This window comes from Rhodococcus sp. H36-A4, assembly GCF_027158005.1.
GTDB lineage: Bacteria > Actinomycetota > Actinomycetes > Mycobacteriales > Mycobacteriaceae > Rhodococcoides.
In genome coordinates this window covers 505,602-520,827 of record NZ_JAPVLQ010000002.1, presented here as the reverse complement: position 1 = coordinate 520,827, position 15,226 = coordinate 505,602, and the positions used below count along the sequence as shown (strand labels likewise).

Genomic DNA, 15,226 nt, shown 5'->3' with positions numbered 1-15,226 from the left:
CCAGCCTAGCCGCGCCCCACTAAGGTGGCGCGGCCCAGCATCCATACACGTGCGTGTCGCCATACGGCGTTCTATCGAACTTCGCGCTCCAGGTTTGCCAATGTCTGCGCCTGGATCTTCTTCAGTCCGAGCGGCGCGAAAGTTTTTTCGAAGAATCCGCCGATGCCGCCTGCACCTTTCCACTCGGTCGTCGTCGTTACCTCGGATCCCGTACCGGACGGGGCGATCGTCCAGGTCGTGACCATCGTGGAGTTGGCGTCCCGCTCGGTGATCTTCGATCCCGCGACCGTCACGGTGGCCAGGACGTTGCGCGAGCGCTTCGAGGTGGCCTGCAGTGTCCACTTGGCCACTGTGCCGTCACCTTGACCGCCCTCGACAACCACGTAGTCGAGATACTGCTCGGGAAGAATGCGCGGGCGCACCGTTTCGTAGTCGGAGAGCGCAGCCAATACCTTCTCGGCCCCCTGAGCGATGGTGATGGAGCTGCGTGCACTTACCTGAGCCATGTTCTGTCTCCTCCGATGAATCCATTCAGGACCGAAGCACCATTCTGCCCACCCTTGGCGCTGCGCCGGCCCAGCGGTATGCGGCGGTGTGACAGGGTTCACCAACTTTTATTTAGCCGTGCAAAAGACATGCAAGACGCATCCATTTGACCGATTAGTCCGTTTCAGACGCTGCTTTCGCGCAACGTTTACGTGAAATTTTGCGTACGAGGCCGCATTCTCGGTGGCCCTCGACCTGCAGTAGAGATAGCGTCAGTCCGTGGCTTCCGCGAACGTGCTGACGAGACGACGACCCGAACCTCGAGAGATCGGATTCGCCGCGTATCGCGCCGGAGTCTGCGCACTACTTGCAAGCTACCGAGCAATCCCCGAGGACGCGACGGTACGACTGGAGAAGAAGACCTCGAATCTCTTCCGAGCGCGAGCAGGCTCGACCGCCCCCGGACTCGACGTATCGGGGCTGACCAGTGTCATCACGGTGAACCCGATGGACCGGACAGCCGATGTGGCCGGAATGTGCACCTACGAGGATTTGGTCGACGCGACGCTGCCGTACGGCCTGGCTCCGCTCGTCGTCCCGCAGCTCAAGACCATCACACTCGGCGGTGCTGTCACCGGCCTCGGAATCGAGAGCACCTCTTTCCGCAACGGACTTCCACATGAATCCGTTCTCGAGATCGACGTCCTCACCGGAAACGGCGAGATCATCACCGCCACACCGGACGGCGAGAACGCCGAACTGTTCCGGGGTTTCCCCAACTCGTACGGCACCCTCGGATACTCGACCCGACTGAAGATTCAACTCGAACCGGTAAAGCCGTTCGTCGCTCTCCGTCACGTGCGCTTCCACGATCTCGACGTGATGCAGTCGACGATGGATACCATCGTTTCCGAGCGTGCGTACGAGGGCATCGAAGTCCACTACCTCGACGGCGTCGTGTTCTCCGCCGACGAAAGCTACCTGACGCTGGGTACCCAAACGGCCGAGCCCGGCCCGGTCAGCGAGTACCACGCCGGGCCCGACATCTTCTACCGCTCGATCCAGCACGACGGCCGCGAGCCGAAGACCGATCGAGTGACGATTCATGACTACCTGTGGCGTTGGGATACCGACTGGTTCTGGTGCTCACGTGCTTTCGGCACCCAGAACCCGAAAATACGACGTCTCTGGCCGAAGAAGTATCGACGCTCCAGCTTCTACTGGAAGCTCATCGGCCTCGACCGCAAATACGATATCGCCGATCGCCTCGAGGCCCGCAAGGGAAGACCACCGCGAGAGCGCGTCGTTCAGGACGTCGAGGTTCCCATCGAGAACACCGCCCCGTTTCTGCGCTGGTTCCTCGACGAAATCCCCATCGAGCCATTGTGGTTGTGCCCGTTGCGCCTTCGCGGTCCGGCACCTGACGGCGCCGAAGGTGCGCGACCATGGCCGTTGTATCCGCTCCAGCCCGAGAAGACCTACGTCAACATCGGCTTCTGGTCTTCGGTCCCCATCGTCCCCGGCCAACCGGAAGGCGCCACCAACCGTGCCATCGAACACAAGGTCACCGACTTCGATGGGCATAAATCGCTCTACTCGGATGCTTACTACTCCGAGGCAGAGTTTGCCGCGCTGTACGGCGGCGAGAAATTCGAAGAACTGAAGAAAAAGTACGATCCGAAGTCACGTCTGTTGGACATGTACTCGAAAGCGGTGCAAGGAAAATGACAACGTTGAAAGAATCCACCAGTAGCGACGCGAGCCGCACCCACAAGCTCACCATCTCGGAGATTCTCGAGCTGCTTTCCGACGGAAACATCCCCCTCCGTTTCAGCGCTTACGACGGCAGCGCCGCCGGACCCGAGGATGCCAGACTCGGACTCAAGCTCAAGAGTCCGCGCGGCACCACCTACTTGGCGACCGCTCCGGGTGACCTCGGTATGGCCCGCGCCTACGTATCCGGCGACCTCGAGGCGCAGGGCGTACATCCGGGAGACCCCTACGAGTTGTTGCGCGTGATGGGAGACGAGCTGCACTTCCGCAGGCCCTCCGCCCTCACACTCGCCACGATCACCCGCTCTCTGGGCTGGGACCTGTTGCGTCCCATCGCGCCGCCGCCACAGGAGGCGATTCCGCGGTGGCGTCGCATCGCGGAGGGCTTGCGGCACTCAAAGACTCGTGACGCCGAGTCGATCTCGCACCACTACGACGTGTCGAATACGTTCTACGAGTACGTACTCGGAGAATCGATGACCTACACCTGTGCCGCATACACCTCACCGGAGCAGTCCCTCGAGGATGCACAGGAGAACAAGTACCGGCTGGTGTTCGAGAAGCTCGGATTGAAGGAAGGCGACCGACTGCTCGATATCGGTTGCGGCTGGGGCTCGATGGTCCGCTATGCCGCACGACGTGGCGTCAAGGTCATCGGCGCGACTCTTTCACGCGAGCAAGCAGACTGGGCGCAGAAGGCCATCGCCGACGAAGGGCTCTCCGAACTCGCCGAGGTTCGCTTCTCCGACTACCGCGACATCGCCGAGACCGGTTTCGATGCGGTGTCTTCGATCGGCCTCACCGAGCACATCGGGGTGAGCAACTATCCAGCGTATTTCGGCTTCATCCAGTCGAAGTTGCGCGACGGTGGTCGAGTGCTCAATCACAGCATCACCCGCCCCGACAATCGAAGCCACGCCAAAGCCGGATCGTTCATCGACAGGTACGTCTTTCCGGATGGCGAGCTGACCGGCTCGGGGCGCATCATCAGCGAGATGCAGGATGTCGGCCTCGAGGTGCGGCACGAGGAGAGCCTCCGCGAGCACTATGCCCTAACGCTGGCCGCGTGGTGCCGCAATCTTGTCGACAACTGGGACGCGTGCGTCGCCGAAGCCGGTGAAGGAACCGCCCGCATCTGGGGCCTCTACATGGCCGGCTCCCGTCTTGGATTCGAACGCAATGTCGTTCAGCTGCACCAGGTCCTGGGCGTCAAGCTCGGGCCCAAGGGTGAAGCAGGGCTGCCACTGCGACCCTGGTGGGATGCCTAGGCAGCTTCCGTAGACAGGTGAGTGGAACCTCTAGACCCGAGGACTGTAGTGCTTCGGATCGTTCCGCTCACCGATCGGCGGAAGATTGCGTGCCGGGGTTTGGGGTAGTGCCGCGTCGACCGGAATACGTCCGGCCGCGCGGTCCAGGCCGGCTCGCCCTCGCGGGTGCATACGGTATCGCCGAGGTATCACGGCGAACGCCTTGTCGACCAGCTTTCCCACGACGGAGAAAATTCGTTCGTCACGCTCGGTCCAGTTGTAGCCCAGAAGATCTCGTATCGATTGGTCGTAGAGTCCGACGGTAAGCCACACGAAACCTCGCGCGACCGGTCGCCGGAGAACGCCCCAGATCGGCGCTGGAATCCACGACGCGTACGGCGGTGGCCCCAGCCCCGACAGATCCAGGACGTCGCGAGTGGCCTTGTTGTCTTCCAATACCTCGCGGCACATATACCTCCAGTACACCTGGAAGTCTTCCCATGTCTCGGGCACCGGGCGCATGCTCATCCCGTACAAGCGGTACCACTGAACATGCTCGGTGAACAGTTGGCGCTTCTGTTCTTCGTCGAGGCCACCCATGAAGTGGTCCGCCGTCAGAACGGTCCCCATGAAGAACGTTGCGTGTGCCCAGTAGAAGGTATCCGGGTCGAGCGCGTGATAGCGCCTGCCTTTGGCGTCGATACCTTTGATGTTGTCGTGATATCCGCGGATGGCCAGCGCAGTTCGTTCGGCCCGGTCGCCGTCGAAGACCACGCCGCCGATCGGATACAACGATCGGTACAAGCGCTGCCAGCGTTCGTCGAAGAAAGTCGAATGCTCCTCGACGCCCGCTCCGAGTCCGGGATGCATGTTCTGCATGGATCCGGCCCATACCCCCTGCAACATTCCGCGCCAATCGCCGAAGTACTTCCACGTCAACGATTCGGACCCCAGCGGAATCGGCCGATCCACCCCAGACTGACTACACATGTTGTCAGACTAGGATTCGACAACATCCGTGGTCAAGAGGGCAAGGAGACCGGTGAACATCGACGAACGCCGAAAACACCGATACGCGACGCTACTCGACGCCGGTGTTGCACTCCTCGGATCCCCGGGCGGACCCGCAATCAGCGTCCGTGCGGCCTGCCGGAGCGCCTCCCTGACCGAGCGATACTTCTACGAGAGCTTCACCGACCGCGACGAGTACGTCCGAGCCGTCTACGCACACGTCGGCGTTCAGGCCCATGGTGCCATCGAAACCGCCGTCGCGACCTCCACCGAGGAGGACAGGGCCGCCGCACCGGTTCGCGCCTTCGTCGAACTGGTCCTCGACAATCCCGCCGTAGGTCGAGTATTGCTGCTGGCACCACTGTCCGAGCCTGCCATCAGCCGAAGCGGAACTGCCCTCGTCCCTACCTTCGTCGACCTGGTTCGTGCGGAATTGACCGACCTCGACGCCGAAGATCAACACCTGGTCGCCATCGGTGTCGTGGGAGCGCTCACCTCGTTGTTCGTCGGATACCTCGACGGAACAGTCACCACGACACGGGAGAAGTTTCTCGCTCACTGCGTCCGCCTCGTCGCCGATGCCGGACGAACAGCCCGTCAGCACTCCGCTCGCGTGCCATGATCGGATGAGAGCAGATCACCAGAGCACCGCGTCGCACAACAAGGGAGCCGAAAGTGTCCGATCTCGAGCAGTCGTTTCAGCAGGCCCAGATCGACGTGAAGACGCTGACCTCCAAGCCCAGCAACGACGACCTTCTCAGCCTGTATTCGTTGTTCAAGCAAGGTTCGAAAGGCGATGCCGAGGGTAAGCGGCCCGGAAGACTCGACATGGTCAATCGCGCCAAATTCGACGCATGGGCGAAGCTCGAAGGAACGAGCCAGGATTCGGCGAAACAGTCTTACGTGGACCTGGTTGCCAGGATGCTCGGCAAGTAGCAGCTTCGCCCGACCCGAAAGGACCCAGCATGGAGCGTCACGAAACAGAGCTCGACATCGGCACACCGAAGACTCATGCTGCGGGCCTGACCGCCGTCGCAGTGTCGATGAAGCGCGCGCTCGGCCATATGGGCCCGGTTCGGACGGCGAAGACGCTTCTCGACCTCAATCAGGCCGAGGGCTTCGACTGCATGAGTTGCGCATGGCCGGATCCCGACCCCGGTCATCGGCACGTCGCCGAGTTCTGCGAAAACGGCGCCAAGGCGGTGGCCGAAGAAGCAACGACGACGCGTGCGACCCCTGAGTTCTTCGCCGCTCACACCATTGACGACCTGGACGGCCACACCGAACACTGGCTCGGGCAGCAGGGGCGAATCACCCATCCAATGGTGAAGTGGCCAGGCAGCCGGCATTACGAATCGATCGAGTGGGATGACGCGTTCCGGCTCATCGGCGAGGAACTTCGATCGCTCCCCGATCCCAATGAGGCAATTTTCTACACTTCGGGTCGAGCATCGAACGAATCGGCTTTCACTTACCAACTTTTCGCGCGGGCATTCGGTACCAACAATCTGCCCGACTGTTCCAACATGTGCCACGAGTCCACCTCGATCGCGTTGCAGGAGACCATCGGCATCGGTAAGGCCAGCGTGACGCTCGACGACGTATACGACGCCGAACTGATCATCCTCGCCGGCCAGAATCCGGGCACCAACCATCCCCGCATGCTGTCGGCGCTGGAGAAGGCGAAGCAGAACGGCGCGAAGATCCTTTCGATCAACCCACTGCGTGAAGCCGGTTTGGTGAACTTCAAGAACCCGCAGACCGTCCGCGGAATGGTCGGTAACGGTACGGACCTTTCCGACATGCATCTGCCGATCAAAATCAACGGAGATCTGGCGCTGTTCCAGGCGTTCGGATCGTTGCTCGTCGAATGGGATGCACTCGACCACGAATTCGTCGAGGCCCACACCGCGGGCTTCGATGCATGGCGCGAGAACGTGCGTGCTCTCGACTGGGACGTCGTCACCGAATCCACCGGATTGACAAGGGAAGTCATCACCGAGGCGGCACGTATGCTTCGTGATTCGAAGGCCACCGTCTTCTGCTGGGCCATGGGTTTGACCCAACACCGCAACGCCGTCGCCACCATCAAAGAACTCACCAATCTGGCTCTGGCACAGGGTAATATCGGCAAGGCTGGCGCCGGCCTGCTGCCCGTACGCGGACACTCCAATGTGCAGGGTGATCGCACCATGGGGATCTGGGAGCGAGTCCCGCAGCACTTCCTCGACTCCATCGAGGCAGAGTTCGGTTTCGATCCACCGCGCGAGAACGGTCTCGACACAGTCGACTCGATCCGCGCGATGCGTGACGGTAAAGCCCATTTCTTCCTCGGACTCGGCGGCAATTTCGTCCAGGCGACGCCGGACAGCGACGTCACCTTCGAGGCCATGCGCGGTATGCGCATGACCGTGCACATCTCGACGAAAATCAACCGTTCACACCTCGTCTGTGGCGAGACTGCGCTCATCCTCCCGACACTCGGCCGCACCGAGCAGGACGTGCAAGCCTCGGGCCCACAGTGGATTTCCGTCGAGGACTCCACCTGCTCGGTGCACTCTTCCCGCGGCCCGCTGAAGCCTGCCAGTGCGCACCTTCGATCCGAGGTGGCCATCCTCACCGGCATCGCCGAGGCCACCTTGGGCGACCGCCATGGCATCGACTGGAAGAGCATGCGCGAGGACTACCGAAACATCCGCACGCACATCTCTCGCGTCGTACCGGGGTGTGAAGGGTACGAGGTCAACGTTCGCAGGCCAGGCGGATTCGTTCTCCCACATCCACCGCGAGATTCGCGAACCTTCGAAACCGACTCCGGGCGAGGCGAATTCACTGCCTTGCCGATCGACGTTCTACAGGTCCCGGACGGCCACCTACTGCTCCAGACGCTACGAAGCCACGATCAGTTCAACACGACGATCTACGGCCTGAGCGATCGCTACCGAGGAATCGAAGGCGGCCGACGCGTCGTGTTCGTCCACCGCGAGGACATCGCCGCACTCGGCTGTCGGGACGGCGAGTACGTCGACCTCGTCACCAAATGGGACGACGACGACATCGAGCGGAGTGCGCCGCACTTCCGGATCGTCGAATACGACACCCCTCGCGGGTGCGCCGCGGCGTACTACCCGGAGACCAATCCGTTGGTTCCCCTGGACTCGACGGCGGTGGGAAGCAACTGTCCGACATCGAAATCGGTCGTCATCAAGCTCGTTCCTGCCGGGACTGCCGGCACCGAAGGCCACGGTCGCCAGGACGGCATGGGGTCCGACGAGGCGCACAAGTCCCATCCGCAACCGCATCATCTGAGCTAGGCGCCCGTCCTTACCTCGCCACGGTGTTCGGAGAGGCCCACAGGCCTACCCGTTCGAGATGTGCTGTCAACCGCTCGGCCCCGTCCACGAACTGGCGACACATCTGCTCACCGACCGCATCGAGGTCACCTCGCCTCAGTGCATCGATGAGGATCTCGTGGCTCAGGACGGACTCGGTGCCCCATGCCGGGTCGGACGCATAAAGTCTGGCCGGCGTGTAACGGATCGCGCCGAAGAGAAACCACGCGAGCTTCGAACCACCCGCGACTCGGTTGATGAAACGATGGAATTCGAATTCGCACGACTCGATTGCCTCGGGGTTCGCCTGCTCCACTGCCTCGCGTAGCCCAGCATTGAGGTGGGTCAGCTGTTCGATCTGAACCGCGGTGATCACTCGGGCCGCTCGACGTGCCAACTTGGTTGCGATCGTGCCCTGCAGCCAGAAGATGTCGTCGATGTCCTCCCTGGAAAGATCTCCGACGCGGTAGCCACGGTGCGGCACTTGCTCGACGAGGCCTTCTCCACGAAGGGAGACGAGCGCTTCCCGCACCGGAGTCGCGCTCACCCCGAGCTCCATCGCCGTCTCGTCGATTCGGACGAACTGTCCCGGCCGTAGGGCCCCGGACATGATCTGCCCTCGAATGTGTCCGGCAACTTCCTCCGACAGCTGTGGTCTGCGGCGGAGTTTGGATGCGACCATCAGAGTCCGTAGGTCTTGCCGATGATGTCGCGCTGCACACGAGTGCCCGCCTCGTGCCTACAGAAGGCCGCTACGGCCTGGGCGAACGACGATTGCTCCTGGGTGAAATCCGTACTCATCGCGGTGCTCCTGATCTCGATTCGTGAGGAACAGGCCCATCCGAATCACAAGGGGTTGTCGCTACCGATTGCGGCGCATAGTGTGAGCCAAACAACAGTAAATCACATCAAATATATGTGATGTGATGATGAGAGCGGGAGGATTTCGGCCGATGACGGACCAGGTCACGCAGATGAAAGTTCCAACGTTCGACAGTCTCGATCCGAGGACAGGCGATGTGTTGGCCAGCTATCCGATCGCCGACGACGCCGCAGTCCAGGCGGCCGTCGACCGCGCTCGGGCCGCTTCTCGATGGTGGGATACTCAGGGTTTCAGCGGACGTAAGAATTGGTTGCTCGAATTCAAGAACGCGATCGCCAAGGATGCGCAGAGCCTTGCCGCGGTCATCTCCGCCGAGAGCGGCAAGCCGGACGAGGATGCGATTCTCGAGGTCATGATGGCCGTCGAACACATCGATTGGGCTGCACGGAACGCCGAGAAGACGCTCGAGCAGCGCAAGGTGTCCTCGGGACTGATCAGCGCCAATCAGAAGGCCTATGTGGGCTACCGGCCGTTCGGTGTCGTCGGAGTCATCGGGCCGTGGAACTACCCGCTGTACACCCCGATGGGTTCCATCGCGTACTCACTCGCGGCCGGCAACGCGGTAGTGTTCAAACCCAGCGAGCTCACCCCGGGTGTCGGTGTGTGGCTGGCAAAGAAGTGGGAGTCCCTCGCACCGGCACAACTGGTATTTCAGACCGTCACCGGTGACGGATCGACCGGCGCAGCACTGTGTACTGCGGGAGTCGACAAGATCGCCTTCACCGGGTCCACGGCCACCGCCAAGAAGGTCATGGCCACGTGCGCACAGTCGCTGACCCCACTCGTCGCCGAATGCGGCGGCAAGGATGCAATGCTCGTCGACGTTGACGCCGATCTCGATGCAGCCGTGGAGTTTGCAGCATTCGGTGCGATGGGCAATGCAGGTCAGACGTGCGCGGGTGTCGAGCGGATCTATGTCGCAGCTCCGGTGTACGAGGACTTCGTCGACAAACTTGCTGCGGCAGTATCAGCGTTGAAGCCCGGCGGTACCGGATCCTCCTCGTACGGTCCGATGACCCTCGGTAAGCAGAGCGACATCGTCCGAGGCCAGATCGAAGATGCTCTGGCCAAAGGCGCGCGTGCTGTCGTCGGTGGCCTCGAATCGCTGCACGGCCCGTACATCGACCCTGTCATTCTCACCGACGTTCCCGAGAATTCTACTGCGATCACGGAGGAGACCTTCGGCCCTACGGTGGTCGTGAACAAGGTTCGTGATCTCGACGAGGGTATCGAACGCGCCAACGCATCGGTGTACGGACTCGGCGCCTCGGTCTTCACCAAGGACACCGAGGTCGGACGACGAGCAGCGGAAAGACTCGATTGCGGCGTCGTGACGGTCAATTCCGTCCTCGGGTTCGCCGGCATTCCTGCTTTGCCGTTCGGTGGTACCGGCGATTCCGGTTTCGGTCGCATCCATGGCGCCGACGGACTCCGCGAGTTCAGCACCGTCAAATCCCTTGCCGTACAGCAATTTGCGATACCACTGAAGCTACTCACGATGAACCGCAAGGCACGTGACATGAAGATCTCGAAACTGATGCTCAAACTGCGGCACGGGAGAGGCTGACATGGATGTCACTCCCAAGCGTGGCCGGTACGGGTGGTTGCGGCGAATAGAGGAACTCGATCCGAAAGTGGACAACCACGAGATCCATCTCATCACCGCAGGCTGCGAATTTCCATGGGACTACCAACGCGCTCTCGAATTTGCCCTGTTCCGGACATACTGTGTCCCGACCATCTCCGAACTGCTGGAGAAGACAGGCGAATTCGAGAATCGACCACAGAAGCGCTATGACGACACATCGCTCCTGATGGCGGAGATGCTCGAGCACGGCTACGACTCCGAGAGGGGACGCGAGTCACTGCGGACGATCAATCGAATGCACGGCAAGTACGACATCGACAACGACGATTTGCTCTATGTCCTGACCACATTCATCTACGAGCCGATCGATTGGATCGACCGATACGGCTGGCGTCGGCTGCACCCGAAGGAACGCCTGGCCACGTTCCACTTCTACCGCGAAGTCGGAATTCGTATGGGTATCAAGAACATTCCGGAGTCCTACACCGAATTCGCGCGATTCAAGCTCGACTACGAAGAGCGCACGTTCCGGTACACCGAGGACAACAACCGCGTCGGGAAGTACACCCTCGACTTGTTCTGCTCATGGTTTCCGACGGCACTGCATCCGGCGGTACGACAAGGTGTCTATGCGCTGATGGACGACAAGATGGCGCACGCGTTCGGCTTCCCGGCCGGCTCACCGACTCTGCGTCGCATCGCGGTAGCGAGTTTGCGCGCCAAAGCGCGCGGGGAACGATTCATGCCCAAGCGTAGGCATTCGAGAACCACCGACGATTCGAAGAACAAGACGTACCCCGGCTACCCGCGGGGCTACCGTCCGAGCCAGCTCGGCGCGCTCGCCGACCCACCGACGTGTCCGTACACACCCGAATGCAGTGTCGGTCCACGAGCGGAGCAACCCACGACACTCTGACCGGTGAAGATCGCCAGTAGCCGCCGAGTGCGGTTCGACCCCTGACAGCCGGCAGCGCGCGAAAGAGGAACCAGCAATGGACTCATCCGATCACAGCCAGGAGCCGCAACGTTCGGTTCGAAACAACTGGAACAACCAGATTCGTCGCCACGCCCTGATGAATCCGGACGGGCTCGCGCTGAGATTCCTCGGCGAATCCATTACCTGGCAAAAGCTTTCCGACCGGGTCGCGAGATTCGCCGGCGTCCTGAGTCGACGAGGTGTCGGCGCCGGGGATCGCGTCATGATCCTTATGCTCAACCGCCCCGAATACCTCGAATCGGTGCTGGCAATCAATGCGCTCGGCGCGCTGGCAGTACCCGTGAACTTCAGGATGACCGCCCCTGAGGTCGCGTTCCTGGCCGACAACAGCAGTGCGACGCTACTCGTCACCGACGAGCCACTCTCTCGACTTGCCGAAGCAGTTGTAGCACAATCGGATTCCGTGACAGCAACGATCACGGCCGGTGAGGAGTACGAGAGACTGCTCGTCGACGCCGATCACGCTGCACCCGTCGACGTCCCCGATGATGCACCGGCATTGATCATGTACACCTCCGGCACCACCGGCCGACCGAAAGGCGCTGTGCTGACCCACGCCAACATGCAGGCGCAAGCACTGACGTGCATTCGCGCACTGCAGATGCACGGAGTGGACGAAATCGGCTTCTGCGCGTCACCGATGTTTCACATCGCTGCCCTCGGCAGCTTGGCCCCGAGTCTGCTGCTAGGGGTCCCGACAGTCATCTACCCAGTCGGCGCATTCGATCCTGCAGCGCTGCTGGATGTCCTGGAATACGAGGAAGTCACCACACTGTTCCTCGTGCCCGTGCAGTGGCAAGCGATATGTGCCGAGCAATCGCGAGCGCCACGCGCGGTGAAGCTTCGCGTCATATCCTGGGGCGCTGCCCCGGCGTCGGACACCATCCTGAAGTCCATGTCGGCAACGTTCCCCGATGCACTCAACGTCGCGGTCTTCGGCCAGACCGAGATGTCACCCATCACCTGCGTTCTCGACGGAGCGGATGCACTGCGCAAGCTCGGTTCCGTCGGACGCGTCATCGCCACTGTTTCGGCCCGTGTGGTCGACGACGACATGCACGACGTCGCTCGCGGAGAGATCGGTGAGATCGTCTACCGGGGCCCTACTCTCATGCGCGAGTACTGGCAGAACCCCGACGCCACAGCCGACGCGTTCGGCGGTGGCTGGTTCCACTCCGGCGACCTGGTCCGTCAAGACGACGAAGGTTTCGTCTTCGTCGTCGACCGCAAGAAGGACATGATCATCTCCGGCGGTGAGAACATCTACTGCGCCGAGGTGGAAAACGTCCTATTCTCACATCCACGGATCCGCGAAGCTGCAGTCATCGGGCGAACCGACGAGGCCTGGGGAGAAGTACCCGTGGCCGTAGTTGCATCGACCGACGCGGTCGGGGCCCCGGATCTGACTCTGGAGGAACTCGTGGACTGGCTGGGCGAGCACCTCGCACGGTACAAACATCCGAAGGAGCTCGTGGTTGTCGACGCTCTCCCTCGCAACGCCAGCGGCAAGGTCGTCAAAGTCGCTCTCCGAAGCTCGTACTCACCCGCCGATGTGAACTGACCGGACGATGAGCCTGAGCGGCTTTACGCGCTACCGACACCGCTCGCTACTGGCGTCAGCTGGCCCGAAGTGACACAGTTGCCGAGATCCGGATCCACCCAACTGCTGGTCGGGGCGTACCCCGAAAGCGAAAGGACGTAGCCTGGCGGTGAAGGATCGGTGGCTCACTTCGAATGACACGTGTGTCGTTCGAAAAGATTGTCCGAGCCACCAGGCACGATGCAAGAGGGTCCCGACCATGTCATTGAGCGACGGGTCACCACTATCGAGGAGATAAGGCCATGGCTTTACCAGTATTGACTCCGGAACAGCGCACCGCGGCGTTGGCCAAGGCGGCCGAGGCACGTACCGCCAGGTCGAAGCTGCTGGCCGCCGTCAAGTCCGGCGAGCTGAGCGTTGCTGACGTTCTCGCAAAGGCCGAGGGCGACGAGATCGTCAAGAAGACCAAGGTCTCCGCACTGATCAAGGCACTTCCAGGTGTCGGTTCGGTGCGCGCCGCACAGCTGCTCGAGCAGCTGTCGATCGCAGACACCCGCCGTATCGGTGGACTCGGCGCCAACCAGCGTGAAGCACTGCTGGCCGCTGTCGCGTCCTGATCGAGGGGCTCTAGGCGGTACGGGTCATACCGACTGGGGTTAGCATTCCCCTATGAATGTCGAAGTGACCCTGCTGCCCGGGATCGGGGTGCGGAAGGACTTCGCCCTCGCATCTGGGCGTCGTATCGGAGTCATCACCCGCAAGGACGGCGTGAACGAGCTGATCGTTTCGCGCATGGATGATCCCGACGCGACACAGGCGTCCATCACACTGAGCAATGAGGAAGCGGCGGCGCTGGGCAATTTGCTCGGCACGCCGCAACTCATTGCTCAGCTCGGGGAAGAACACCGTGAACTTCCCGGCATCAACACACGGCAGCTCCGCATCAAAGAGGGCTCGCGATTCGACGGCCGAACTCTCGGCGACACCACGATGCGCACCAAGACAGGTGTATCCATCGTCGCGGTCATGCGCGCAGGTCAGGTCCAACCGTCACCCAATCCTGACTTCCTGATCGTCTCCGGCGATTTACTCGTTGCGGTCGGTACGGCAGAGGGACTGGATGCAGCCGCCAAGCTGCTCGGCAATGTGTGAGAACAACAATGCATAAGAACAAACAGGGCTGATTCCCTGTGGCCGAGAGCGCACTTGCGCTGACCGAACTCGGGGCAGTGTTCTTCGCACTCGGCCTCCTCGCCAGACTCGCCGGACGCATCGGCGTCTCACCGATTCCCTTCTATCTCCTCGGCGGCCTTTGCTTCGGCAACGGCGGCTTCATCACGCTCGACGGCATCGACGAGTTCAGCGAACTGGCCAGCGAGATCGGCGTAATTCTCCTGCTCTTACTGCTCGGGCTCGAGTACACCGCCACCGAGCTCGTCACCGGGCTTCGCAGGTCATGGATGGCGGGGGTCGTCGACATCGTCCTCAACTTCGCGCCGGGAGCCGTGGTCGCGCTCATGCTCGGCTGGGGTGGCGTGGGCGCCCTCGTTCTCGGCGGCGTCACATACATCTCGTCCTCGGGCATCATCGCCAAAGTTCTCACCGATCTGGGCCGTCTCGGTAACCGCGAAACACCCGTCGTCCTCTCCATTCTCGTGTTCGAGGACCTCGCAATGGCGATCTACCTTCCGATACTGACAACAGTCCTAGCCGGAGTCGGAATCTTGGGCGGCTTCGGGGCAGTTGGAATCTCACTGCTCGTCATCACCGTCGTGCTTGTGATCGCGCTCAGATACGGACGCTTCGTCTCTGCCGTCGTCGACAGCCCTGACCGCGAGGTGGTCCTACTCACGGTCCTCGGCTCCGCCTTGGTCGTAGCCGGCATAGCCTCCGAGTTACAGGTATCGGCAGCAGTCGGCGCCTTTTTGCTCGGCATCGCCATCTCCGGTTCGACCGCGGACAACGCGACCCGCATCCTCGAACCGCTACGCGACCTCTTCGCCGCCATGTTCTTCGTCGTGTTCGGCCTGAATACGGACCCCTCGACCATTCCGCCCGTCCTCGGCTGGGCCGTCGTCCTGGCCGTGGCGACCACGATCACCAAGGTCATGACGGGTGCCTGGGCCGCTGGTCGGCAAGGCATCGGTAGGCCTGGGCAGCTCCGCGCGGGTGCAGCTCTGGTCGCGCGCGGCGAGTTCTCGATAGTCATCGCGGGACTCGCTGTTGCGGCCGGCGCCGTCGACGGCGAACTGGCTGCTCTCGCGACCGCGTACGTGCTGTTGATGGCGGTACTCGGACCGGTCGCTGCACGCGTGGTCGAGCCCCTTACGAAAATGTTGATCCGGCCCCGGAGTTGAGTGCAGACCTAC

The 15,226-nt window shown here is 61.8% G+C and carries 14 protein-coding genes; 11 read left to right on the top strand and 3 right to left on the bottom strand.

Annotation, left to right across the window (positions count from 1 at the left end):
* Positions 1–71: 71 nt before the first annotated feature.
* Complete coding sequence (locus O1W68_RS07345; protein ID WP_269302274.1) at positions 72–506, bottom strand: SRPBCC family protein; 435 nt, start codon at positions 504–506, stop codon at positions 72–74.
* 307 nt (positions 507–813) lie between these two features.
* Here O1W68_RS07345 and O1W68_RS07340 point away from each other — a divergent pair, with 307 nt between their 5' ends.
* Positions 814–2,214: an FAD-binding oxidoreductase gene (locus O1W68_RS07340; protein WP_269302867.1), complete on the top strand. Its 1,401-nt coding sequence runs from the start codon at positions 814–816 to the stop codon at positions 2,212–2,214.
* Positions 2,211–3,527, top strand: a complete 1,317-nt coding sequence (locus O1W68_RS07335) for a class I SAM-dependent methyltransferase (RefSeq protein WP_269302272.1) — start codon at positions 2,211–2,213, stop codon at positions 3,525–3,527. The genes O1W68_RS07340 and O1W68_RS07335 overlap by 4 nt, the downstream gene beginning before the upstream one ends.
* 30 nt (positions 3,528–3,557) lie before the next feature.
* On the opposite strand, the gene O1W68_RS07330 is transcribed toward O1W68_RS07335, so the two are convergent.
* Positions 3,558–4,496 (bottom strand): oxygenase MpaB family protein, encoded by a 939-nt coding sequence (locus tag O1W68_RS07330; protein ID WP_269302271.1) that lies wholly within the window; start codon positions 4,494–4,496, stop codon positions 3,558–3,560.
* A gap of 52 nt (positions 4,497–4,548) precedes the next feature.
* Between O1W68_RS07330 and O1W68_RS07325 the strand changes: the two genes are divergently transcribed.
* Genes O1W68_RS07325 through O1W68_RS07315 form a run of 3 tightly spaced genes read left to right on the top strand, consistent with a single transcriptional unit; the run spans position 4,549 to position 7,831 of the window.
* Complete coding sequence (locus tag O1W68_RS07325; protein ID WP_269302269.1) at positions 4,549–5,139, top strand: TetR/AcrR family transcriptional regulator; 591 nt, start codon at positions 4,549–4,551, stop codon at positions 5,137–5,139.
* Positions 5,140–5,192: 53 nt separating this feature from the next.
* Positions 5,193–5,453 (top strand): acyl-CoA-binding protein, encoded by a 261-nt coding sequence (locus O1W68_RS07320; protein WP_269302268.1) that lies wholly within the window; start codon positions 5,193–5,195, stop codon positions 5,451–5,453.
* A 29-nt stretch (positions 5,454–5,482) separates the two neighbouring features.
* Entirely contained in the window at positions 5,483–7,831 is a 2,349-nt protein-coding gene (locus O1W68_RS07315; protein ID WP_269302266.1) for an FdhF/YdeP family oxidoreductase, read from the top strand.
* A gap of 10 nt (positions 7,832–7,841) precedes the next feature.
* Here the strand turns inward: O1W68_RS07315 and O1W68_RS07310 are convergent, their stop codons facing one another.
* Entirely contained in the window at positions 7,842–8,531 is a 690-nt protein-coding gene (locus O1W68_RS07310) for a GntR family transcriptional regulator (protein ID WP_269302265.1), read from the bottom strand.
* A 271-nt stretch (positions 8,532–8,802) separates the two neighbouring features.
* On the opposite strand from O1W68_RS07310, the gene O1W68_RS07305 reads away from it, so the two are divergent.
* From O1W68_RS07305 to O1W68_RS07280, 6 genes are all read left to right on the top strand, one after another.
* The gene (locus O1W68_RS07305) at positions 8,803–10,299 is read left to right on the top strand and encodes an aldehyde dehydrogenase family protein (RefSeq protein WP_269302263.1); all 1,497 of its coding nucleotides are present in this window, start codon (positions 8,803–8,805) and stop codon (positions 10,297–10,299) included.
* A 1-nt stretch (position 10,300) separates the two neighbouring features.
* Entirely contained in the window at positions 10,301–11,236 is a 936-nt protein-coding gene (locus O1W68_RS07300) for an oxygenase MpaB family protein (protein ID WP_269302261.1), read from the top strand.
* A gap of 76 nt (positions 11,237–11,312) precedes the next feature.
* Positions 11,313–12,878: a fatty-acid--CoA ligase FadD5 gene (gene fadD5, locus O1W68_RS07295; protein WP_269302259.1), complete on the top strand. Its 1,566-nt coding sequence runs from the start codon at positions 11,313–11,315 to the stop codon at positions 12,876–12,878.
* Between the two features lie 281 nt (positions 12,879–13,159).
* Positions 13,160–13,474, top strand: coding sequence for an integration host factor, actinobacterial type (gene mihF / locus O1W68_RS07290; RefSeq protein WP_084345684.1), 315 nt, complete (start codon positions 13,160–13,162; stop codon positions 13,472–13,474).
* Positions 13,475–13,526: 52 nt separating this feature from the next.
* Entirely contained in the window at positions 13,527–14,009 is a 483-nt protein-coding gene (locus O1W68_RS07285) for a cation:proton antiporter regulatory subunit (RefSeq protein ID WP_269302256.1), read from the top strand.
* A gap of 38 nt (positions 14,010–14,047) precedes the next feature.
* Positions 14,048–15,214, top strand: coding sequence for a cation:proton antiporter (locus tag O1W68_RS07280; protein ID WP_269302254.1), 1,167 nt, complete (start codon positions 14,048–14,050; stop codon positions 15,212–15,214).
* The last annotated feature ends 12 nt before the right edge of the window (positions 15,215–15,226 follow it).

Bases quoted from the DNA above. Each gene is read 5' to 3' on its own strand.
- O1W68_RS07305 (WP_269302263.1), top strand. From the start codon at position 8,803: ATGACGGACCAGGTCACGCAGATGAAAGTTCCAACGTTCGACAGTCTC.
- O1W68_RS07285 (WP_269302256.1), top strand. From the start codon at position 13,527: ATGAATGTCGAAGTGACCCTGCTGCCCGGGATCGGGGTGCGGAAGGAC.
- O1W68_RS07345 (WP_269302274.1), bottom strand. From the start codon at position 506: ATGGCTCAGGTAAGTGCACGCAGCTCCATCACCATCGCTCAGGGGGCC.
- mihF (WP_084345684.1), top strand. From the start codon at position 13,160: ATGGCTTTACCAGTATTGACTCCGGAACAGCGCACCGCGGCGTTGGCC.
- O1W68_RS07300 (WP_269302261.1), top strand. From the start codon at position 10,301: ATGGATGTCACTCCCAAGCGTGGCCGGTACGGGTGGTTGCGGCGAATA.
- O1W68_RS07335 (WP_269302272.1), top strand. From the start codon at position 2,211: ATGACAACGTTGAAAGAATCCACCAGTAGCGACGCGAGCCGCACCCAC.
- O1W68_RS07310 (WP_269302265.1), bottom strand. From the start codon at position 8,531: ATGGTCGCATCCAAACTCCGCCGCAGACCACAGCTGTCGGAGGAAGTT.
- O1W68_RS07330 (WP_269302271.1), bottom strand. From the start codon at position 4,496: ATGTGTAGTCAGTCTGGGGTGGATCGGCCGATTCCGCTGGGGTCCGAA.
- fadD5 (WP_269302259.1), top strand. From the start codon at position 11,313: ATGGACTCATCCGATCACAGCCAGGAGCCGCAACGTTCGGTTCGAAAC.
- O1W68_RS07315 (WP_269302266.1), top strand. From the start codon at position 5,483: ATGGAGCGTCACGAAACAGAGCTCGACATCGGCACACCGAAGACTCAT.